Source organism: Pseudomonas sp. Kh14 (genome assembly GCF_900291005.1).
In the GTDB taxonomy this organism is placed as follows: Bacteria; Pseudomonadota; Gammaproteobacteria; order Pseudomonadales; family Pseudomonadaceae; genus Aquipseudomonas; species Aquipseudomonas alloputida.
On sequence record NZ_OLKJ01000037.1, the window covers coordinates 51,157 to 72,808 of the forward strand.

A 21,652-nucleotide genomic window follows, 5' to 3' on the forward strand; every position below is an offset into this window, starting at 1 on the left:
CTGTGGTTAAGATGGCGGCACACACCGCCATCCTTACCGCAGCAACGGATCCCCAATGCCAGCACGCAGTCCCACGTCCCTTGCCGTCACTGGGCAAGTCGTCTCCATCGTCCTGTTCACCTTCATCGGCTACCTGAACATCGGCATCCCCCTGGCCGTTTTGCCCGGCTATGTGCACAACGACCTGGGTTTCAGTGCCGTGGTCGCCGGCCTGGCTATCAGCGTGCAGTACCTCGCGACGTTGCTCAGCCGCCCTGGCGCCAGCCGTATCATCGACAACCACGGCAGCAAGAAGGCGGTCATGTACGGCCTGGCCGGTTGCGGGCTTAGCGGGGTATTCATGCTGGCCTGCGCCTTCCTCACTCACCTGCCCTGGCTGAGCCTGGCTTGCCTGCTGGTCGGCCGCCTGGTGCTGGGTAGCGCAGAAAGCCTGGTGGGCTCGGGTGCGATCGGCTGGGGCATTGGCCGGGTGGGTGCTGCAAACACGGCCAAGGTCATCTCCTGGAACGGCATCGCCAGCTATGGTGCGCTGGCCATCGGCGCCCCACTGGGCGTACTGATGGTCAAGGGTCTCGGGCTGTGGAGCATGGGTGTGGGCATCATCCTGCTGTGCGTACTCGGTTTGCTGCTGGCCTGGCCCAAGCAAGCCGCACCCATCGTCATTGGTGTACGCCTGCCGTTCCTGCGGGTGCTGGGCAAGGTATTCCCGCATGGCTCGGGGCTTGCCCTGGGTTCGATCGGCTTTGGCACCATCGCCACCTTCATCACCCTTTACTATGCAAGCCGAGGGTGGGCCAATGCGGCGCTGACCCTTAGCCTGTTCGGCGCCAGTTTCATCAGTGCACGGCTGCTCTTTGGCAACCTGATCAATCGCATCGGGGGATTCAGGGTGGCGATCGCCTGCCTGTCGGTGGAAACGCTCGGGCTGTTGATGCTGTGGCTGGCACCCAACGCCGAACTGGCCTTGGCGGGGGCTGCATTGAGCGGTTTTGGTTTCTCGCTGGTGTTTCCGGCATTGGGTGTGGAGGCAGTAAACCAAGTGTCGGCAGCTAACCGCGGGGCGGCGGTGGGGGCGTATTCGCTGTTCATTGACCTGTCACTGGGGGTCACTGGGCCCTTGGTCGGTGCGGTGGCGGCGGGCTTCGGCTTTGCTTCGATGTTTCTGTTCGCGGCGGCTGCGGCAGCGTGTGGGTTGGTATTGAGCCTCTATTTGTACCGCCAGGGGCGTCGGGACAGGGACCGTACAACAGAAGCCTGAAAGCCGGTGCCGGCCTCTTCGCGGATAACCCTGGGCCTGCAGGGTTGACGCGCCAGCCTGGCTTGCACGCTCCCCCGTAGGAGCGGGTTTACCCGCGAAGGGCTGCAAAGCAGCCCCCAAAGGCCCTGAACCTTAGCGCTGAGCGTACTGCAACACCACCTCAAGCGGGTGACGCATCTTCCGCTCGGTCATGCGCTTGACCTGGCTACGGCACGAGTAACCGGTCGCCAGCGGCTCCCCTTCCTTGTCCAGCTTGGTCGCCCAGCTCTGCTCGAATATGGTCCGCGAGGTTTCCTGGTTGCGGGCTTCATGCCCATAGGTACCGGACATACCGCAGCAACCCGTGGCCTCGGTCACCAGCTTCAGCCCCAGACGGGCGAACACCTGCTCCCACTGCCGGGTGCTGGCCGGCACGTTGGTCTTCTCGGTGCAGTGCGCCATCAGGCGGAAGCTGCCCGGTGCGGTAGGCGCCTGCTCGGGCAGCACATCCATCAACCATTCCTGCGGCAGCAGCACCTGCGGGCAACCCTCCAGGCCTGGCACCTTCTGGTACTCCTGGCGATACACAAGCGTCATCGCTGGGTCCAACCCCACCAGCGGCACACCGCAATCGGCCAGGGCCCTGAGCTGCGTGGCGTTGCGGATCGCTGCCTTGGCAAATGCGCCAAGGAAACCCTGTACGTGCAACGGCTTGCCGTTGGCGCTGTACGGCGCCAGGAATACCCGGTGGCCCAGGCGGTGGGCAAGGTCGATGAAGGCCGACAGCAGCGGCGTTTCGAAGTAGCGGGTGAAGGCGTCCTGCACCAGCACGATGCTGCGCTCGCGCTGGGCCGGGGTCAGCTCGCGCAGGGCCGGCACCGTGGCCACGCCGACGCGGCAACGGGTCAGGGTAGCCTGGAAGTTGAAGCGGCTGATCAGCGGGCTGTCGACCATGCCCACCTTGTCGGCCAGCAGCTGGCTCACCCACTTCGAGCCCATCACCGCGTTGTACAGCCCCGGCGCGTGCGCCAGGTAGGGAATGGTGAACTCGAGCGAGCCGATCAGGTAGTCACGCAGCGGGCGCTGGTAGCGACCGTGGTACAGCTCGAGGAAGCGCGAGCGGAAATCCGGCACATTGACCTTGATCGGGCACTGCCCGGCGCACGACTTGCACGCCAGGCAGCCGGCCATGGCGTCGTACACTTCATGGGAGAAGTCTTCCTGGCCTTGGCTGCGCGCGCGGTTGTTGCGCAGACGCGCCGGCAGGCCCTTGAGCCACGACACCTTGTTGCGCGCCGCAGCCAGCACATCGATGTTCGCCTCGCCCTGCAGGCGCAACCACTCGCGCATCAGCGAGGCGCGGCCCTTGGGCGAATGCTGGCGTTCGCGGGTAGCTTTCCACGACGGGCACATGGCGTCGTTGGGGTCATAGTTGTAACAGGCGCCATTGCCGTTGCAGTGCACGGCGCTGGGGAAGTCCTGCCATACGCGCTCGTCAATGGTACGGTCAAGGTCGCCGCGCAGGGTCACGCCATCGACCGGGGTCAGCCCCTCGGCGCTGCCCAGTGGTGTGCAGATCTTGCCCGGGTTGAGCTGGTTGTGGGGGTCAAAGGCGCCCTTCAGACGCTGCAACGCCGGGTACAGCTCGCCGAAGTACTCGGGCACGTATTCCGAGCGCAAGCCTTTGCCGTGCTCACCCCACAGCAACCCGCCATAGCGTTTGGTCAGCGCGGCAACTGCATCGGAAATCGGCTTGACCAGTGCGGCCTGCGCCGGGTCCTTCATGTCCAGTGCCGGGCGCACGTGCAGCACGCCGGCATCGACGTGGCCAAACATGCCGTAGGCCAGGCCGTAGCCGTCGAGCAGTGCGCGGAAGTCGGCGATGTAGTCGGCCAACTGCTCTGGTGGTACTGCGGTGTCCTCCACGAACGGCTGCGGGCGCACTTCGCCTTCGACGTTGCCCAGCAGGCCCACCGAACGCTTGCGCATGGTATAGACGCGGGTGACTGCCTCGGCGCCTTCGGCCAAGGTGTGGCCCAGGCGCTCGACGCTGGTGTCGCTTTGCAGGTGCTGGATGAACGCCTGCACCTTGGCGTTGACCTCGGCCGGCTCGTCGCCGCAGAACTCCACCAGGTTGATGCCCAGCGTGGGGCGCTCGGGGTCCGCCGGGAAGTACTCGGCAACGCTGTGCCAGACGATGTCTTTCATCGCCAGCATCAGCACCTTGGAGTCGACCGTCTCGATCGACAGCGGCTTGTGCGCCATCAGCGCATTGGCATCACGCAGCGCATCCATGAAGCTGGTGTAGCGTACGTTGACCAGCACCGCATACTTGGGAATCGGCAGCACGTTGAGCTTGGCTTCGACCACGTAGCCCAGTGAGCCCTCGGCGCCGCACAGCACGCTGTTGAGGTTGAAACGGCCCTGCTCGTCGCGCAGGTGAGCCAGGTCGTAGCCGGTCAGGCAACGGTTGAGCTTGGGGAAGGTGGTTTCAATCAGTTCGGCCTGGGTTTCCTGAATTTCCCGGGCCATGCGGTACACCTCGCCGACCCGGCCCGGCGCGGCGCAGGCCTGCTCCAGCGCAGCATCGTCGATCGGCAGACTGTGCAGGCGTTCGCCACCGAGCAGCACGCTGTGCAGCTCCAGCACGTGGTCGCGGGTTTTGCCGTAGGTGCAACTGCCCTGGCCACTGGCATCCGTGTTGATCATGCCGCCGACCGTGGCGCGGTTGGAGGTGGACAGCTCAGGGGCGAAGAACAGCCCGTGCGGCTTGAGCGCAGCATTGAGCTGGTCCTTGACCGTACCGGCCTGTACCCGCACCCAGCGCTCTTCCACGTTGATTTCGAGAATGTTGTTCATGTGCCGCGACAGGTCGACGACGATACCGTCGGTCAGCGACTGGCCGTTGGTACCGGTGCCACCACCGCGGGGGGTCAGCCTGACCTGCTGGAAGCGCGGCTCGCCCATCAGCGTGGCGACCCGCGCCACATCATCGGCATCCAGCGGGAACACCGCCGCCTGCGGCAAGCGCTGGTAGATCGAGTTGTCGGTGGCCAGTACCGTGCGGGTTGCGTAGTCGGCACTGATCTGGCCACGGAAGCCGCTGTTGCGCAGGGCTTCGAGGAATTCGGGGTAATTGGCGCTCGGTGCAACGGTGGACAGCTGGGCGATCATCGAAGGATGGCCTCTTGATATTGGCTAAATCACGGGATCCCTGTCGCCCCAGCATGGGTTGAGGCATGCAGGGATGACGTATAGGCCAATGTTCCTGTAGTTTCGCCTCAGGGGCAAACGGATAATCCTGCCGCTATCAATGACTTTTATGAATGAATTACCGCCACCTGACCCCATCCATGTCACTGCTGCTGGCCTTCGAGGCCGCCGCCCGGCATGAAAGCTACACCCGCGCCGCCGCCGAACTGTCGCTGACCCAAAGCGCGGTCAGCCGCCAGGTACAGGCCCTGGAGCAGCAGTTGGGCCTGACCCTGTTCCGCCGCGAGGGGCGCCAGGTGCAGCTGACCGATGTCGGCCGCCTGTACCAGCGCGAGCTCAGCGAGGCACTGGGGCGCATCCGCAGCGCCACCTTGCAGGCACTGGCCTATCAATCGGGGGTAGGCACCTTGCGCCTGGCTACTCTGCCAACCTTCGGCTCGAAATGGCTGTTGCCGAGGCTGCATGCGTTCTACAGCGCTCACCCAGGCATGCTGGTGCACATTCATTCACGCATTGAAACCATCAACTTCGACACCAGCGAAATCGATGCCGCCATCGGCGTGGCCAGCCACGACTTGCCGGGGCTTGTCTGCCATCGCCTGCATGCCGAGGAGCTGGTGGTGATCTTGCCGCCGGAGGCCGGCGTCGGCAGCCAAGGCTGGAGCCCGGCGCGGATCAGTGAAGAGGTGCTGCTGAATGTGGCCAACAACCCGCATGCGTGGGGCGAGTGGTTTTCCCATCATGGCCTGCCGCACCGGGCGATGCGGCTGGGGCCGAGCTTCGAGCTGACCTCGCACCTGATCCAGGCGGTACGTGCCGGGATCGGGATCGGGCTGGTGCCGCGCATATTGGTGGAGGAAGAACTGGCCAAGGGTGAGCTGTACAGCCCAGGTGTGGCGTTTGCCAGCCAGCGTAGTTATTACCTGATCTACCCGCCGAGGAATGAGGCACTGCCGTCGCTGCGGGCATTCAGGGGGTGGTTGCTGGAGCAGATCTGATTTTTGCCGGGATCACCTGACCTGAGGGCAACGCTGTACCTGTAGGAGCGGGTTTACCCGCGAAAGGGCCGGGCCTGCTGGCCAATCTCCACCTGCAGCTCACCGTTGCCGCCGCTATCGTATTCGCGGGTAAACCCGCGCCTACAAGGGTTGTAGGAGCGGGTTCACCCGCGAACAGGCCCATACAGGCAACAAAAAACCCGAAGCCAGTCACCTGACTCCGGGTTTTCGCATACCGCCTATGGCGCCTTACTTGGCCACAGTCTCAACAGCACCGCCCGCATTCACCTGGCGCCGCGACTTGACCACGTACACCACGAACATCGCAAGCAGCCACACCGGGATCGCATACACCGACACCTGGATGCCCGGGATCATCAGCATGATGCCCAGAATCAGCACCACGAAGGCCAGCACCACATAGTTGCCGTACGGGTACCACAGTGCCTTGAACAGCGGCTTCTGGCCGGTACGGTCGAGGTGCTGACGGAACTTCAGGTGCGAGTAGCTGATCATCGCCCAGTTGATCACCAGGGTGGCCACGACCAACGACATCAGCAGTTCCAGCGCGTTTTGCGGCATCAGGTAGTTCAGCAGCACGGCGACGAAGGTCACGGCAGCCGACACCAGGATCGAACGCACTGGCACGCCCCGCTTGTCGACCTTGGCCAGCGATGCCGGGGCATCGCCCTGCTCGGCCATACCCAGCAGCATGCGGGCGTTGCAGTAGGTGCCGCTGTTATACACCGACAGCGCCGCAGTCAGCACCACGAAGTTCAGCAGGTGGGCAGCCACGTCACTGCCCAGCAGCGAGAACACTTGCACGAACGGGCTGCTGCCATAGCTGCCACCCGAGGCGTCGATGCTGGCGACCAGGTTGTCCCACGGGGTCAGCGACAGCAGCACCACCAGGGCACCGACATAGAAGATCAGGATACGGTAGATGACCTGGTTGATCGCTTTGGGGATCACGGTCTTTGGCTTGTCGGCCTCGGCGGCGGTGAAGCCGAGCATTTCCAGGCCACCAAAGGAAAACATGATGAAAGCCAAGGCCATTACCAGCCCGCTGACGCCGTTGGGGAAGAAGCCGCCGTGTGACCACAGGTTGGCCACGGTGGCTTCAGGGCCGCCGCTGCCGCTGGTCAGCAGGTAGGCACCCAGGCCGATCATGCTGACGATGGCCACCACCTTGATGATGGCGAACCAGAATTCGGTTTCACCGAAGAACTTCACGTTCATCAGGTTGATGGCGTTGATCAGCACGAAGAATGCTGCCGCCGTGACCCAGGTGGGGATCTCCGGCCACCAGTAGTGGACATACTTGCCGACCGCCGAAAGCTCCGACATACCCACCAGGATATACAGCACCCAGCAGTTCCAGCCCGACAGGAAGCCGGCGAAACCACCCCAGTAGGTGTGGGCGAAATGGCTGAACGAGCCGGCCACCGGCTCTTCGACGATCATTTCACCCAGCTGGCGCATGATCATGAAGGCGATGAAGCCGCAGATGGCGTAGCCAAGAATCATCGAAGGGCCGGCGGATTTCATCACGCCAGCCGAGCCGAGGAACAGGCCTGTACCAATCGCACCGCCGAGGGCGATCAACTGGATGTGGCGGTTCTTCAGGCCCCGCTTTAGCTCGCCTGAATGCATGTTTTGTCCACTCATGAACGAAGTCACCTGCATTGTTTTTATCTGTGACGGAATCGGACCCACCGCGCTCGTGGCGCAGCGGAATGGGCAAGGTGGTTACCTTGGGTTTCTTGACCTCAGGTGCCGCCGGAGCGGGTCAACCAGGCGTGATCAAGAGTGCGCGGTACGCAAGAGGGTCACAGGTAAAACGCGGCGCACTGTATACCCCTGCAAACGCGCAGGCGTCAACGCGTTGCATCGTTTCCTCGGGAAAAAACGCAGCGTTCCTGTGGTTTAGGCCTTCAAAGGCGAAGTGATCGGCGTACATGGCGCCTCCATTTGTTGTTTTGTCAGCCCGGCTCTATGGGCGGGCTTCTGCACAAGGCAATGGCGGCTATAACACCGTGGGGACGGGGGTTTGGGCAAGGGTGGCTGGCGCCATGGTGACGGCTTTGGCACAGGAGCGCCGGCAAGGTTTGTTTACACGATCGGGCATGATCTGAAATGCGGACTGAAAACGGCCATATTCGTACAGTTTTCTTTACAGGGCGGCTCAAGAACTTGCCAGTCGTCCGAAAAATTCTTTCTGCTCAATATCTTGGGCCGCTTGGCGCGCATTCCCGCAGGCATAAAAAAACCAGCCCGAAGGCTGGTTCCTTGATTACCACGCTGGCTTATCAGCCACGCGGCTTGCCGCGACCACGGCCTGCCGGCTTGTCACCATCAGGCTTGCCCGGACGCTTGCGCATCTCGCTCGGGCGCTCAGCCACCGTGCTGCCACGGGTGGGTTTACGCGGCGCTTCCTCACGCGGCTGACGCGCCGGGCGTTCGCCGGTAGCGGCACCTTCGTGGGCCGGGCGCAGGTTGCGCACGCGCTCGCCACGGCCCAGCGGGCGGGTCGACTTGCGCTGCAGGCGCTCCATCTTGTCCTTGGCCTTGAGCTTCATGGCTGGCAGCGCGACCGGCTGCAGGCCGACTTCGGCGGCGAGGATGTCGATTTCGCCCTGGGTCATTTCGCGCCAGCGGCCCATCGGCAGGTCGGAGTTGAGGAACACCGGGCCGAAACGCACACGCTTCAGGCGGCTGACCACCATGCCCTGGGATTCCCACAGGCGACGCACCTCACGGTTACGACCTTCCATCACCACGCAGTGGTACCAGTGGTTGAAGCCTTCGCCACCCGGTGCCTTCTGGATATCGGTGAACTTGGCCGGGCCGTCTTCCAGCATTACGCCGGCTTTCAGGCGCTCGATCATCTCGTCGTCGACTTCACCACGCACACGTACCGCGTACTCACGGTCCATCTCGTAGGACGGGTGCATCAGGCGGTTGGCCAGCTCACCGTCGGTGGTGAACAGCAGCAAGCCAGTGGTGTTGATGTCGAGGCGGCCGATGTTGATCCAGCGGCCTTCTTTTGGCCGTGGCAAGCGGTCGAACACGGTCGGACGGCCTTCCGGGTCGTCACGGGTGCAGATTTCGCCGTCGGGCTTGTTGTACATGATCACCCGGCGAGTGGCCTCGGCGGCCTCCTCGCGCTTGATCAGCTTGCCGTCCACGGCGATGGCGTCGTGCAGGTCTACGCGCTGGCCAAGGGTGGCCTCGACGCCGTTGACCTTGATGCGACCCTGGCTGATCCAGGCCTCGACATCACGCCGCGAGCCCACGCCAATGCGCGCCAGCACTTTCTGCAGCTTTTCGCCGGATGGCGGGGTGATTTCGGTTTCTTTCAGGTCTTGCTCACTCATCTGGGCACCTCCCGGTGTAGGAATGAAAACAGGTTTCTGGCGACGAACGCGCCAAAAGGCCGCGCATCATACGCGGTTCATCAGGGGAACGCACTGCAGGGTAGAGGGTTTTGTGGGGATGGGCATGATTTTCTGCCCAGTGGGCTTTGTGCTGGCCTCTTCGCGGGCAGGCCCGCCCCTACAGGTACGCGCAACCTTCGGGACCTGTGATACCACTGTGGGAGCGGGCTTGCCGGCGAAGAGGCCAGCACAGGCAACAGATCAATCAGGGCTGTGCCTTGATCTCCTCCTCCACCGGAGGCTCAGGCTCTTCTCCCCGTAGATCATCAAAATCGGTTTTCAAACCGTCTTCCATGGCATCCAGTTCCACCAACAGGCTACGGAAGCTGGTCTCCTCTCTCGGCTCACCAACCTCCTCTTCCCCAAGGCTGGCATCCGCCAACGCCTGCAGGTGCGCAGGCACCGGCGCATCATCCGGATCAAGTTGCGGCTCTGGTTCCATTTCGCGCAGCTCGGCCAAGGCCGGCAGGTCCTCAAGGCTCTTGAGGTTGAAATGGTCGAGAAACGCCTTGGTGGTGGCGAACATCGCCGGCCGCCCGGGCACTTCGCGGTAGCCGACCACGCGAATCCACTCGCGCTCCATCATGGTCTTGATGATATTGCTGTTCACCGCAACGCCCCGCACATCCTCGATTTCACCCCGGGTGATCGGCTGGCGGTAGGCAATCAGGGCCAATGTCTCAAGCAGCGCACGCGAATAGCGCTGCGGGCGCTCTTCCCACAGGCGCCCGACCCAAGGGGCATAATCCTCGCGAATCTGCAGGCGATAGCCGCTGGCCACCTCCTTGAGCTCGAACGCACGCCCATCGCACGACTTGCCCAGCACCTCCAGGGCCCGCTTGAACACCTTGGGCTCAGGGCGCTCGGCCTCCTCGAACAGCTCGTACAGGTGCTCCAGGGATTGCGGCTTGCCCGAAGCGAGCAAGAAGGCTTCGATCAGCGACGCCAGGTCGCGGGGTTCATTCAGGTTCATCGGGTTCTTCAACTGGCGCTGGGCGAAGCCGCACGTGAATGGCGGCGAAAGGTTCATTCTGCACAAGTTCGATCAGCGATTCCTTCACCAGCTCGAGAATGGCCATGAAGGTCACCACCACGCCTAGCTTGCCCTCCTCGGCAGCGAACAGCGCGATGAACGGCACAAAGGCACCGCCCTTGAGACGCTCCAGCACCTGGCTCATGCGCTCGCGGGTGGACAAGGTCTCACGGGTGATCTGATGGCTTTCGAACAGGTCGTTGCGGCGCATCACCTCGGCCATGGACATCAGCAGCTCTTCCAGGCTGACCTGAGGCAACAGCTTGCGTACCTTGGCCTGCGGCGCTTCCAGGCGCGGCACCACCACCTCGCGCCCGACCCGTGGCAATTCGTCGATGCCCTCGGCGGCAGCCTTGAAGCGCTCGTACTCCTGCAGGCGGCGGATCAGTTCGGCGCGTGGGTCACCCTCCTCCTCCTCGACGTCGGCGGAACGCGGCAGCAGCATGCGTGACTTGATCTCGGCCAGCATGGCAGCCATCACCAGGTATTCGGCGGCCAGCTCAAGGCGTACGCTTTTCATCAGCTCCACATAGCCCATGTACTGCCGGGTGATCTCGGCCACAGGGATGTCGAGGATATCGATATTCTGCTTGCGGATCAGGTACAGCAACAGGTCCAGCGGGCCTTCGAAAGCTTCGAGGATGACTTCAAGGGCATCCGGCGGGATGTACAGGTCCAGCGGCAGCTCGGTCAGGGCTTCACCATAGACCAGCGCCAACTGCAGTTGCCGAGGCTCCTCGACCCGTTCGGCCGGCGCCTCAGGCGCTTCCAGCTGGCTCACGCGTTGACCAGGAACGGCGTGGGGTCGCCACAACCTTCGCGGATCAGTTCCGGTTCGTCGCCGGAGAGGTCGATGATGGTCGACGCCTTGAGGTCGCCGAACCCGCCATCGATCACCAGGTCGACATGGTGCTCCAGCCGTTCACGGATCTCGTAAGGGTCGGTCATCGGCTCGCTGTCGCCCGGCAGGATCAGGCTTACGCTCATCAGTGGCTCGCCCAACTCGGCCAGCAAGGCCAGGGTGATGGCGTGGTCCGGCACACGCAGCCCGATGGTGCGACGCTTATCGTGCAACAGCAGGCGCGGCACTTCACGCGTGCCGTTGAGGATGAAGGTGTAAGGCCCCGGCACATGCGCCTTCAGCAAGCGGAAGGTGCCGGTGTCGACCTTGGCGTACAACCCCAGCTGCGACATGTCGCAGCACATCAGGGTAAAGTTGTGCGTCTTGTCCAGCCCGCGTAGGCGCCGCACCCGCTCGATTGCCGACTTGTCGCCTATCTGGCAACCCAGCGCATACGCCGAATCCGTCGGATACACCACCACGCCCCCCTTGCGGATGATCTCGACGGCCTGTTTTATCAGGCGCGCTTGTGGGTTCTCCGGATGAATCTGGAAAAATTGGCTCACGTAATCGTCCTGTTCATAGCGCCAAAGGCTGTTCATGGCTGAATCGACGCCACAAAGGTGGCAGATCCTCGGGCAAAGGCCGATAGGCACCGATCTCGCCCCAGGTGCCGGGGCCGTGGAAGTCACTGCCAGCGCTTGCCAGCAGGCCGAACTCACGGGCAAGAATGGACATGGTGCCCACTTGCTCGGCAGGCATCATCCCGTTTACCACTTCAAGCGCCTGCCCTCCTGCCTGAATATAGTCGGCAATCAGCCGCCTGCGCTTGCTGCGGGTCAGGTCGTAATGCATGGGATGCGCCAGGCTCACCCAGGCGTTGGACTCTCTCAGCGTGGCAACGGTTTCGTCGAGCGTCGGCCAGTGCTGCTTGACGTCGCCCAGCTTGCCGGCGCCCAGCCACTTGCGAAACGCTTCACCACGGTCCTTGACGTGCCCGGCCCGCACCAGATATTCGGCAAAATGCGGCCGCGCCGGGGCATTGCCGCTGTCACCTAGCTCGTGCTGCACGGCGCGCGCGCCTTCGAGTGTGCCGGGCATGCCCTTGGCCGCCAGCCGTTTGTCGATTTCTTCGGCACGCAGCCAGCGGCCGTGGTGCAGCGCTTGAATCGCCGCCAGCAATGGCGGTGCGTCGAGCGGGAAGTCATAACCCAGCACATGGATGGTCGCGCCGCCCCACGTGCAGGACAGCTCCACCCCGCTGACCCAGCGCATACCCAGGTCAACGCAGGCCTGGCGCGCTTCAGGCAGGCCTTCGAGGGTGTCATGGTCGGTCAGTGCCAGCGCTTGCACCCCGTGCTCATGAGCCCGGGCAACCAGTACCGAAGGCGACAGGGCGCCGTCGGAGGCCGTGCTGTGACAGTGCAGATCAACATTCATAGAGGAGCGCTTTCGCTGGAATCGATGTTTGTTATTATGCCGTCACATCCCGATTCTGGCTGCCATTGTGAAACAATTCATCGATTTCATCCCGCTGCTGCTGTTCTTCATCGTCTACAAGCTCGACCCGCGCCCCATGGAAGTCGCCGGCCATCACTTCGAATTTGGCGGCATCTACAGCGCCACGGCCATGCTGATCATCAGCTCGCTGGTCGTGTACGGCGCACTGTTCCTGCGCCAGCGCAAGCTGGAAAAGGGCCAGTGGCTGACGCTGATCGCCTGCCTGGTGTTCGGTGGCCTGACCCTGACCTTTCACAGCGAAACCTTCCTCAAATGGAAAGCTCCCGTCGTGAACTGGCTGTTCGCCCTGGGTTTTGCCGGCAGCCACTTCATCGGCGATCGGGTGCTGATCAAGCGCATCATGGGCCACGCCCTGACCCTGCCTGATGCCATCTGGACGCGCCTGAACCTGGCCTGGATCGCTTTCTTCCTGTTCTGCGGCGCGGCCAACCTGTTCGTCGCCTTCACCTTCCAGGACTTCTGGGTGGACTTCAAGGTGTTCGGCAGCCTGGGCATGACCGTGATCTTCCTGGTGGCGCAAGGCGTGTACCTGTCGCGCCACCTGCACGATGACCCTTCTATCTCCAAACCCAAGGATTGACATGCTCTACGCCATTATCGCCAGCGACGTCGCAAACTCCCTGGAAAAGCGCCTGGCTGCCCGCCCGGCGCACATCGAACGCCTGCAGCAGCTCAAGGCCGAAGGCCGCGTGGTGCTGGCGGGCCCACACCCGGCCATCGACAGCAACGACCCGGGCGAAGCGGGTTTCAGCGGTAGCTTGATCGTTGCCGAATTCGAGTCGCTGGCAGCCGCGCAGACCTGGGCCGATGCCGACCCGTACATCGCTGCCGGCGTGTACGACAAGGTTGTGGTCAAGCCGTTCAAGCAAGTACTGCCTTGACCTGAGACGGCACGGCCCTCTTCGCTACAAGGTACCCACAAACCTTCGGATCTGTGCGATCGCCCGTAGGAGCCGGTTCACCCGCGAAGAGGCCGGGCCTGCTGGCCAATCTCCATCCGCCGTTCACCGTTGCCGCCGCTACCGTATTCGCGGGTAAACCCGCTCCTACACAGATTGGTGGTGGACACATCTCGGTGGTTGGACACAGACCGCTGTAGGAGCGGGTTTACCCGCGAAGAGGGCCACGCGTTACCAGCAGTTATACTCAGGCCATCAGTCTGCGGTATCTTTGCCACTGGCGGACCGAATCACCGCCGTCAATGGTTGAATTGAGTGAGTCATGAGCGAGCTGTTACTGATTGATGATGACCAGGAACTGTGCGAGCTGCTCGGCAGCTGGCTGACCCAGGAAGGGTTTTCCGTGCGTGCCTGCCACGATGGGCAGAGCGCACGCCTGGCCCTGGCTGAGCATGCCCCTGCTGCCGTGGTACTGGATGTGATGTTGCCCGACGGCAGCGGCCTGGAGCTTCTCAAGCAGCTGCGCAGCGAACATGCCGAGCTGCCGGTGCTGATGCTGTCAGCCCGCGGCGAGCCGCTGGACCGCATTCTCGGCCTGGAACTGGGCGCCGACGACTACCTGGCCAAACCCTGCGACCCGCGTGAGCTCACTGCCCGACTGCGCGCAGTACTGCGCCGCAGCCACCCCACCGCCACAACCAGCCAGATGGAGCTGGGTGACCTGGTCTACAGCCCTGCGCGGGGCGTGGCCAGCATCGATGGCCGGGAAATGACCCTGACCCTGTCCGAAAGCCGTATTCTTGAAGCGCTGCTGCGTCAGCCCGGCGAACCGCTGGACAAACAGGAACTGGCGCAGATCGGCCTGGGCCGCAAGCTGACCCTGTACGACCGCAGCCTGGACATGCATGTCAGCAACCTGCGCAAGAAGATCGGCCCCCACGCCGATGGCCGGCCACGCATTGTGGCGTTGCGTAGCCGTGGCTATTACTACTGCCTGTAAACACACCGGGGCCGCTGTGCGCCCCCCCCTGCGCGGCACAAGGCCGCGGCTGCACCGCCCCATCATCTTTACTTTGCCTTTACCATCCCCTGACTGCGCTTGACGGTGATCTCCCTAGACTGTGTTCATCCGGTAATCACCGGCCTATGAAAGGAGAGACACCATGCGCAAGACCCTTATCGCCCTGATGTTCGCTGCCGCTTTGCCGACCGTGGCCATGGCAATGCCTGACGGCGGCCCGCGCCACGACGGCCCGCATCATCGCGGTGATGCGCCTTTCCACCAACTGGACCTGAGCCGCGATCAGCGCCAGCAGATTGGCAAGCTGATGGGCGAGCAAATGCAGCAGCGCCGCGACATTACCGAGCGCTACCTGTCCAAGCTGCCGGCCGCCGACCAGAAAGCCATGAAGGATGAACTGCAAGCCAGCCGCGACAAGACCGACAGCGCAGTGCGCAAGTTGCTCACGCCTGACCAGCAGAAGAAGTTCGATGAACTGCAAAAAGAACGCGCCGCCAAGAAAGCCGAGTGGCAGGAGTTCCAGGCCTGGAAAGCTGAAAAAGGCGCCAAGGCCCAGTAAGCTGTCCGCCCCGTGCCCGGCCCGCATCACTGCGGGCCGGGCTTTTCCCGTTTAGGAGGTGCACTTGCGTTCACTGTTCTGGCGCATCCTGGCCAGTTTCTGGCTGGCCATCACCCTGGTCGCAGGCCTGTCGATCCTGCTGGGGCACATGCTCAACCAGGACGCCTGGATCCTCAGCCGCCACCCGGGCCTGAACACCCTGGCCAGCAAGTGGGCCAAGCACTATGAGCAGGAAGGCCTGGAAGCGGCCCAGCACTTTCTGGAACGACGCAAGGACCGCTACAAGATCGACGTGCAGGTGCTCGACGATAGCGGTGAGGCCGTGGTGCCCGGTACCTTCCCTCGCCGTGCGGCAGCCTTCGAAGCGCGCCAGCACAATGACCAGCGGCGCTTGCCATGGCGCCGGCTGACCGAGGAATACACCAGCCCCGACACCGGCGAAACCTACTTGCTGATCTACCGTATCCCCCACCCGGCGCTGGATGCCTGGCACCGTGAAAGCCTGCTGTGGCCACTCAGCGCCCTGGGCATTGCCTTGGTCGTGCTGACCCTGTTCAGCCTGCTGGTGACGCTGTCCATCACCCGCCCGTTAAGCCGACTGCGCAGCGCCGTACACGATCTGGGCCAGACCACCTATCAGCAGAACAGCCTGGCACGGCTGGCAGCGCGGCGCGACGAGTTTGGCGTGCTGGCCAAGGACTTCAACAAGATGGGCGCGCGCCTGCAAAGCACCATTGGCAGCCAGCGCCAGCTGCTACGCGATGTGTCACATGAACTGCGCTCGCCGCTGGCCAGGCTGCGTATCGCCCTGGCCCTGGCCGAACGCGCCGAGCCTGAGCAGCGGCAAGCGCTGTGGCCACGCCTGACCCGCGAGTGCGACCGCCTGGAAGACCTGATCAGCGAAATCCTCGCCCTGGCCCGAGTGGATGCCGAACAGGCTCATGCCGAACCCGTCGACATCAATGCCTTGCTCGGCAGCGTACGCAAGGACGCCCTGCTGAGCGCGCCGGAGCAGGACGTGCGCCTGGAGGCGCAGCCGGGGTTGAGCTTGCAGGGTTGGCCAACGCTGATCGAGCGTGCCGTGGACAACCTGCTGCGCAATGCCCTGCGCTTCAACCCGGTGGGCCAGCCGGTCGAGGTCAGCGCCGCACGCGAGCAGGACCGCATCGTGATCAGCGTGCGTGACCATGGGCCTGGCGCGGCAGCGGAGCACCTGGCGCAACTGGGTGAGCCGTTCTTCCGCGCGCCGGGGCAAGCAGCACCGGGGCATGGCCTGGGGCTGGCGATTGCACGCAAGGCCGCGGAGCGCCATGGCGGTAGCCTGGTGCTGGAGAATCATCCACAGGGTGGGTTTGTGGCCAGGCTGGAGTTGCCCTTGGCTGAAGCGACAGGCAGTTGATGGGTGTAAAGGCGCCTGGCCTCTTCGCGGGTAAACCCGCTCCTACGGGGATGTGGTTGCTGTTGTAGGAGCGGGTTCACCCGCGAAGAGGCCGGAAGCCTCGATACATGAATCAGCCCAAGCCCAGGTTACTCACCCCAGCCACTGACGAAATCAGCCGTTTCCAGCACCGGCGCCGTCCGCGGCTCGGTCAGCGGCGTGCCGATGTACAGGTAGCCGATCAGCTCTTCGTTCTCGGCCAACCCCAACCCCTTGTGCACATGGGCATCGAAAGCCATGTCACCGGTACGCCACACCGCGCCGATCCCTTGCGCGTGCGCAGCAATCAGAATAGCGTGCGCCGCACAGCCTGCTGCCAGGCGCTGCTCGGACTTGGGCACCTTGAAGTGGTCCTGCAACCTGGCCACCACCACGATCAGCAACGGCGCCCGCAGCGGCATCGCACGGGCCTTGTCCAATGCAGCCTGGCTGGCAGCGCCCTTGTGCTGCACGGCTTCGGCGAACAGCTCACCCAGCTTCTCGCGGCCCTGGCCTTCAATGGTAAGAAAACGCCACGGCCGCAGCTGGCCGTGGTCCGGGGCGCGCAGGGCAGCCTGGAACAGCGCCTCGCGCTGGGCGGCATTGGGCGCCGGTTCGGTCAGGCGCGGCACGGAAACACGGTTGAGCAATGCGTCGAGAGCCTCCATCGGCTACCCTCCTGGCAGTTGAATGTGTGGCCATTCTAGCGTTTACATCACCAGACCCATAGGTAGAATGGTGCCCTTCCGTTTCGAGTCTGAGCAGATCACATGGCGTTGCCGACCTTAAGGATCATTGGTTTCATCATCGGCATCTTCCTGATTACCCTGGCCGTCGGCATGGCCGTGCCCATGGCGACCCTGGTGATCTTCGAGCGCACCGGTGACATGCCGTCGTTTCTCTGGTCGAGCCTGATCACCTTCATCGCCGGCCTGGCCCTGGTGGTGCAGGGGCGCCCGGAGCATGTACACCTGCGCCCGCGCGACATGTACCTGCTGACCGTCAGCAGCTGGCTGGTCGTGTGCGTGTTCGCCGCGCTACCGTTCCTGCTGACCCAGCACATCAGCTACACCGACGCCTTCTTCGAAAGCATGTCAGGCATCACCGCCACTGGAGCCACCGTGCTCAGCGGGCTCGATAACATGTCGCCGGGCATCCTCATGTGGCGCTCGATGCTCCACTGGCTTGGCGGTATCGGCTTCATCGCCATGGCGGTGGCTATCCTGCCGCTGCTGCGCATCGGAGGCATGCGCCTGTTCCAGACCGAATCGTCCGACCGCTCGGAAAAGGTCATGCCGCGTTCGCACATGGTCGCCAAGTCGATCGTGGCGGTTTACGTCGGTTTCTCCATACTTGGTGCGTTGGCCTTCTGGTGGGCGGGCATGAGCCCGTTCGATGCGATCAACCACGCCATGTCGGCTATCTCTACGGGTGGGTTCTCCACCTCCGACCAGTCATTGGCAAAATGGGATATCCCGGCCGTGCACTGGGTGGCGGTGGTGGTGATGATCATGGGCAGCCTGCCGTTCACCCTCTACGTAGCCACCCTGCGCGGCAACCGCAAGGCGCTGATCCGCGACCAGCAGGTGCAAGGCTTGCTAGGCATGCTGGTGGTCACCTGGCTGGTGTTGGGCACCTGGTACTGGTACAGCACCAACCTGCACTGGCTCGACGCCCTGCGCCACGTAGCGCTGAATGTGACCTCTGTGGTCACCACCACTGGTTTCGCCCTGGGGGACTACAGCCTGTGGGGCAACTTCTCGCTGATGCTGTTCTTTTACCTGGGTTTCGTTGGCGGCTGCTCTGGCTCGACCGCCGGCGGTATCAAGATTTTCCGCTTCCAGGTGGCCTACATCCTGCTAAAGGCCAGCCTCAACCAGCTGATTCACCCGCGCGCGGTGATCAAGCAAAAATACAACGGTCATCGCCTCGATGAAGACATCGTGCGTTCGATCCTGACGTTCTCGTTCTTCTTCGCCATCACCATTTGTGTCTTGGCGCTGCTGCTGTCGCTGCTGGGCGTTGACTGGATGACTGCGCTGACCGGTGCCGCCGGCACGGTTTCGGGTGTAGGCCCAGGCCTGGGTGAAGTGATCGGCCCGTCGGGCAACTACGCCACGCTGCCTGACGCGGCCAAATGGATTCTGGCGGCCGGCATGCTGCTGGGCCGCCTGGAAATCATCACGGTGCTGGTGTTGTGCATGCCGGCGTTCTGGCGTCACTGAGCACTTCGCCTTCCGCGCCCAGGCGGGCGCGGTACTCGCTGGGCGTGGCATCAAACCAGCGGCGGAACGCCCGATAGAAGTTACTGGGGTCGGCAAAGCCCAACAGGTAGGCGGTTTCCAGCAAGGTCATGCCCGGCTGGGCCAGGTATTGTTCGGCCAGTTCGCGGCGGGTGTCGTCAAGCAAGGTCTGGAAGCTGGTGCCTTCCTCCTGCAGCCGCCGTTGCAAGGTGCGCTGCGACAGGTGCAGGGCCTGGGCCAGGGTTTCGCGCTTGGGCTCACCCTGCGGCAGGATGCGGCACAACACCTGGCGTACGCGGTGGCTAACCCGGCTTTCGGAGAAGCGTGCCAGGTACTCGCCGGCAAACCGGTCGTGCAGCACCGCCATGGCCTCGTTGGCGGTCGGCAGCGGCGCCTCCATGTCGGCCCGCTCGAACACCAGCGCATCATGTGGGGCGCCGAACACCAGCGGCGAATGGAACGCCACCTTGTAAGGCTCGACATTCTTCGGCTGCGGCCCCTGCACCAGTACCCGCCGCGGCTGGACCGGCCGGCCACTGAGCCATTTACACAGCGCCAGCGCACAGGCCAGCGACGCTTCGGCGCTATGCCGGGTTGGCGGCAGGTGGTCGCCGTGCACGGTCAGAATCAGCGAATAACCCTCGGGGCCGAGGACGAAACTGAGGTCGGAGCTTTCGGCGATGATGCGCTGGTAGCGCACCAGGCGCTCGAAGCCCTCGGCCAGGGTGCGGCTGGACATCAACGCATAGCCCACTACATGGAACGACGCCGGGCGGACCACCCGTGCCATGTTCAGGCCGATGGCCTGATTGCCCGACAGTTCCACCGCCAGTTGCCAGAGGCGGGTCATGGAGTCTTGCGGAAAGCGTGCATCGGGGTCGTCGAGGGCGGCAAAGTCCAACCCTAATTGCTTGAACATGGCTCTGCAATCCAGCCCTTCCAGTTCAAGTGCCTTCACGATCCCTGATGCCCAACTGGCTGACGTTGTTCTTTCGCTCATGACAGGCTTCTTTTACCAACCGCTCCTGCGGTGAACCCCAAGGATACTCATTTGGCGCCTATTGTCACTGGTAGGCCCCGTCAGTCACTCTAGACTCGAATCAGGCTCCACGCCGTGTATCTTGTCCAGAAGTATTAATCCCGGAGCACTGCCATGAACAGCAAAGCGCAGTTTCGCAGTTTTGCCGAGTTCTATCCGTACTACCTGGGGGAGCACAGCAACCCCACCTGCCGCCGCCTGCACTTCGTCGGCACCAGCCTGGTGATAGCGCTGCTGGCCTACACCATTGGCAGTGGCAAATGGTTGCTGCTGCTGGCCGTGCCGGTGTTCGGCTATGGCTTTGCCTGGGTCGGGCACTTCTTTTTCGAGAAAAATCGGCCAGCGACCTTTACCTATCCGCTGTACAGCCTGGCCGGGGATTTCGTGATGTTCCGGGATATCCTGCTGGGCAAGCTCAGGCTGTAAGCATCCGAGGTCTCTTGGCGGCTCGCCCCTAAGCCGGCTCGCGCAACGCCGCCACGGCCTGCGCTTCGGCCAGCCGATACAGTTCGACACTGCCGTCCCAATGCTCGATCAACGCCGTGCACGACTCCACCCAGTCCCCGCAATTGAGGTAGTCCACCTCACCCACCTTGCGGATTTCGGCATGATGGATATGCCCGCACACGACCCCATGAAACCCACGGCGGGTGCACTCATGGGCAATGGCGTTCTCGAAGTCGCTGATGAAGTTCACCGCGCCTTTCACCTTGTGCTTGAGGTACGCCGACAGCGACCAGTAACCATAGCCATACCGCGCACGCCAGTGGTTGAGCCAGCGGTTGAGCACCAAGGTGAATTCGTAGGCGCGGTCACCCAGAAACGCCAGCCAGCGGTGGTAACGGGTAATCACATCGAACTGATCGCCATGGACCACCAGCAGTCGGCGGCCATCGGCTGTCAGGTGCTCTGCCTCGTCTACCAGCTGAATGTTACCCAGAATCAGCTTCGAGTAGCGGCGCAGGAATTCGTCATGGTTGCCGGTGACGTAGATCACTTCGGTGCCGCGCTTGCTCATGGTCAACAGCCGGCGAATCACGTTGGTGTGGGCTTGCGGCCAGTAAATCCCGCCGCGCAGTTTCCAGCCATCGATGATATCGCCCACCAGGTAGACACGATCAGCCTGGTAGCCCTTGAGAAATTGCGACAGGTGTTCGGCCTGGCAGTCGCGGGTACCCAGGTGCACGTCGGAGATCCACAGGGTACGCACGCGTTGCTTGCGCGAGGGGCGGGACAGTTCGGCATGGCTCATGGGCAGGCTCCGGCGCAGTTTGCTGGAGACTGGCAGGCGTACATGACAGCGCCATGGCAAAACAGTGACGAGTGATGGCGTGCAGGGATTGAGGCACAATGGGCGCCTGCCCTGCGAGGAAGCCCCCATGACCGCCGGCCCGATCCTCTCGCTGCGCCATTACCGCGACAGCCTGATCGCCCACAGCCACGAACACCCGCAACTGGTGTTCGGCCTGCGCGGCCGCCTGGAGTTCGAGGTCCAGGGGCATGGCGCCGGCATCGATCGCCAGGGGCTGATCGTGGTCCCGGCGGGTGCTCATCACACATGCGCCAGCGATGCCGGCAGTGATTGCCTGGTGCTTGATGTGCCTGGGGAGCCTTGGCTGCGCGAGCACCTGGGCGAGCATGCCGATGCCAGCCGCCGCCTGCTCGACCGCCCCGCCGCCGTATGCCTGGATGAGCGCCAACAGCAACTGGTGGACTGGCTGGCGACCAGCCCCGTGCACGACCCGTTGATCGCCAGGCAAGGCGCGGCCCTGCTGCTGGCCAGCCTCAACGCCACGGCGGCAGCCAGCGTGCACGCCAGCAAGCGCCTGCCCTACAGCGCCTTCGATGCGCATATCGAACAGCATGCTGCCTACCCGCTGCAGGTTGCCGACCTGGCACGCATCGCCGGGCTGTCCATTGCCCGGCTGCATGCGCGATTTACCGCGGAGTGCGGGATGACTCCGATGGACTACATTCGCCAGCGGCGGTTGCTCAAGGCGCGGCGGCTAATCGTGCAGACCGTACTGCCGATGGGCGAAGTTGCGGCGCAGGTTGGGTATAGCTCGCAAAGTGCCTTTTCAGCGGCGATGCTGCGGGCGTTCGGGTGTACACCTTTGGCTTTGCGGCGAGAGTCTGGCGATAACTGACAGCAGTCTTGCGACAGAATGTGTTTGCCTGAGGCTTTACACTTTGC

20 protein-coding genes are annotated in these 21,652 nt (G+C 63.3%); 10 read left to right on the plus strand and 10 right to left on the minus strand.

What is annotated here, in order from left to right; all coding sequences use genetic code 11:
- Window positions 1–55: 55 nt before the first annotated feature.
- The gene (locus tag FQ668_RS21305; protein ID WP_014590095.1) at window positions 56–1,258 is read left to right on the plus strand and encodes an MFS transporter; all 1,203 of its coding nucleotides are present in this window, start codon (window positions 56–58) and stop codon (window positions 1,256–1,258) included.
- A 132-nt stretch (window positions 1,259–1,390) separates the two neighbouring features.
- Here the strand turns inward: FQ668_RS21305 and FQ668_RS21310 are convergent, their stop codons facing one another.
- A complete protein-coding gene (locus tag FQ668_RS21310) occupies window positions 1,391–4,411 on the minus strand; it encodes an FAD-binding and (Fe-S)-binding domain-containing protein (RefSeq protein WP_014590094.1) in 3,021 nt (1,006 codons plus the stop codon).
- Window positions 4,412–4,563: 152 nt separating this feature from the next.
- On the opposite strand from FQ668_RS21310, the gene FQ668_RS21315 reads away from it, so the two are divergent.
- Window positions 4,564–5,448, plus strand: a complete 885-nt coding sequence (locus FQ668_RS21315; protein WP_003254537.1) for a LysR substrate-binding domain-containing protein — start codon at window positions 4,564–4,566, stop codon at window positions 5,446–5,448.
- Window positions 5,449–5,697: 249 nt separating this feature from the next.
- Here the strand turns inward: FQ668_RS21315 and FQ668_RS21320 are convergent, their stop codons facing one another.
- From FQ668_RS21320 to FQ668_RS21345, 6 genes are all read right to left on the minus strand, one after another.
- The gene (locus FQ668_RS21320; RefSeq protein WP_162470262.1) at window positions 5,698–7,116 is read right to left on the minus strand and encodes an amino acid permease; all 1,419 of its coding nucleotides are present in this window, start codon (window positions 7,114–7,116) and stop codon (window positions 5,698–5,700) included.
- Between the two features lie 641 nt (window positions 7,117–7,757).
- Window positions 7,758–8,825 carry a 23S rRNA pseudouridine(2605) synthase RluB gene (gene rluB / locus FQ668_RS21325; protein ID WP_003254539.1) on the minus strand — a complete coding sequence of 356 codons (1,068 nt, stop codon included), beginning with the start codon at window positions 8,823–8,825 and terminating at the stop codon, window positions 7,758–7,760.
- Window positions 8,826–9,090: 265 nt separating this feature from the next.
- Window positions 9,091–9,858 carry an SMC-Scp complex subunit ScpB gene (gene scpB, locus FQ668_RS21330; protein WP_014590091.1) on the minus strand — a complete coding sequence of 256 codons (768 nt, stop codon included), beginning with the start codon at window positions 9,856–9,858 and terminating at the stop codon, window positions 9,091–9,093.
- Window positions 9,845–10,585 carry a ScpA family protein gene (locus FQ668_RS21335; RefSeq protein WP_162470266.1) on the minus strand — a complete coding sequence of 247 codons (741 nt, stop codon included), beginning with the start codon at window positions 10,583–10,585 and terminating at the stop codon, window positions 9,845–9,847. The genes scpB and FQ668_RS21335 overlap by 14 nt, the downstream gene beginning before the upstream one ends.
- Window positions 10,586–10,695: 110 nt before the next feature.
- The gene (locus FQ668_RS21340) at window positions 10,696–11,325 is read right to left on the minus strand and encodes an L-threonylcarbamoyladenylate synthase (protein ID WP_014590089.1); all 630 of its coding nucleotides are present in this window, start codon (window positions 11,323–11,325) and stop codon (window positions 10,696–10,698) included.
- Between the two features lie 13 nt (window positions 11,326–11,338).
- A complete protein-coding gene (locus FQ668_RS21345) occupies window positions 11,339–12,199 on the minus strand; it encodes a PHP domain-containing protein (protein WP_019437591.1) in 861 nt (286 codons plus the stop codon).
- Between the two features lie 67 nt (window positions 12,200–12,266).
- On the opposite strand from FQ668_RS21345, the gene FQ668_RS21350 reads away from it, so the two are divergent.
- From FQ668_RS21350 to FQ668_RS21375, 5 genes are all read left to right on the plus strand, one after another.
- On the plus strand, window positions 12,267–12,860 hold the full coding sequence (locus FQ668_RS21350; RefSeq protein ID WP_019437590.1) for a septation protein A: 594 nt from the start codon (window positions 12,267–12,269) through the stop codon (window positions 12,858–12,860).
- A gap of 1 nt (window position 12,861) precedes the next feature.
- Window positions 12,862–13,161, plus strand: coding sequence for a YciI family protein (locus FQ668_RS21355; RefSeq protein WP_003254549.1), 300 nt, complete (start codon window positions 12,862–12,864; stop codon window positions 13,159–13,161).
- A 340-nt stretch (window positions 13,162–13,501) separates the two neighbouring features.
- The gene (locus tag FQ668_RS21365) at window positions 13,502–14,179 is read left to right on the plus strand and encodes a response regulator transcription factor (protein WP_003254551.1); all 678 of its coding nucleotides are present in this window, start codon (window positions 13,502–13,504) and stop codon (window positions 14,177–14,179) included.
- A gap of 163 nt (window positions 14,180–14,342) precedes the next feature.
- On the plus strand, window positions 14,343–14,759 hold the full coding sequence (locus tag FQ668_RS21370; RefSeq protein WP_014590086.1) for a Spy/CpxP family protein refolding chaperone: 417 nt from the start codon (window positions 14,343–14,345) through the stop codon (window positions 14,757–14,759).
- A 58-nt stretch (window positions 14,760–14,817) separates the two neighbouring features.
- On the plus strand, window positions 14,818–16,158 hold the full coding sequence (locus tag FQ668_RS21375) for a HAMP domain-containing sensor histidine kinase (RefSeq protein ID WP_019437589.1): 1,341 nt from the start codon (window positions 14,818–14,820) through the stop codon (window positions 16,156–16,158).
- Between the two features lie 128 nt (window positions 16,159–16,286).
- Here the strand turns inward: FQ668_RS21375 and FQ668_RS21380 are convergent, their stop codons facing one another.
- Window positions 16,287–16,844, minus strand: a complete 558-nt coding sequence (locus tag FQ668_RS21380) for an NAD(P)H nitroreductase (RefSeq protein ID WP_019437588.1) — start codon at window positions 16,842–16,844, stop codon at window positions 16,287–16,289.
- A gap of 102 nt (window positions 16,845–16,946) precedes the next feature.
- On the opposite strand from FQ668_RS21380, the gene FQ668_RS21385 reads away from it, so the two are divergent.
- On the plus strand, window positions 16,947–18,401 hold the full coding sequence (locus tag FQ668_RS21385) for a TrkH family potassium uptake protein (protein ID WP_004576878.1): 1,455 nt from the start codon (window positions 16,947–16,949) through the stop codon (window positions 18,399–18,401).
- Here the strand turns inward: FQ668_RS21385 and FQ668_RS21390 are convergent.
- On the minus strand, window positions 18,358–19,419 hold the full coding sequence (locus FQ668_RS21390) for an AraC family transcriptional regulator (RefSeq protein WP_026031876.1): 1,062 nt from the start codon (window positions 19,417–19,419) through the stop codon (window positions 18,358–18,360). The two genes, FQ668_RS21385 and FQ668_RS21390, sit on opposite strands and share 44 nt — an antisense overlap.
- Before the next feature lie 153 nt (window positions 19,420–19,572).
- Here FQ668_RS21390 and FQ668_RS21395 point away from each other — a divergent pair, with 153 nt between their 5' ends.
- Window positions 19,573–19,884, plus strand: coding sequence for a DUF962 domain-containing protein (locus tag FQ668_RS21395; protein WP_014590083.1), 312 nt, complete (start codon window positions 19,573–19,575; stop codon window positions 19,882–19,884).
- Between the two features lie 28 nt (window positions 19,885–19,912).
- Here FQ668_RS21395 and FQ668_RS21400 read toward each other — a convergent pair whose 3' ends face one another.
- On the minus strand, window positions 19,913–20,710 hold the full coding sequence (locus FQ668_RS21400; RefSeq protein WP_003254566.1) for a UDP-2,3-diacylglucosamine diphosphatase: 798 nt from the start codon (window positions 20,708–20,710) through the stop codon (window positions 19,913–19,915).
- Between the two features lie 127 nt (window positions 20,711–20,837).
- Between FQ668_RS21400 and FQ668_RS21405 the strand changes: the two genes are divergently transcribed.
- Window positions 20,838–21,605, plus strand: a complete 768-nt coding sequence (locus FQ668_RS21405) for an AraC family transcriptional regulator (protein ID WP_019437586.1) — start codon at window positions 20,838–20,840, stop codon at window positions 21,603–21,605.
- Window positions 21,606–21,652 lie beyond the last annotated feature (47 nt).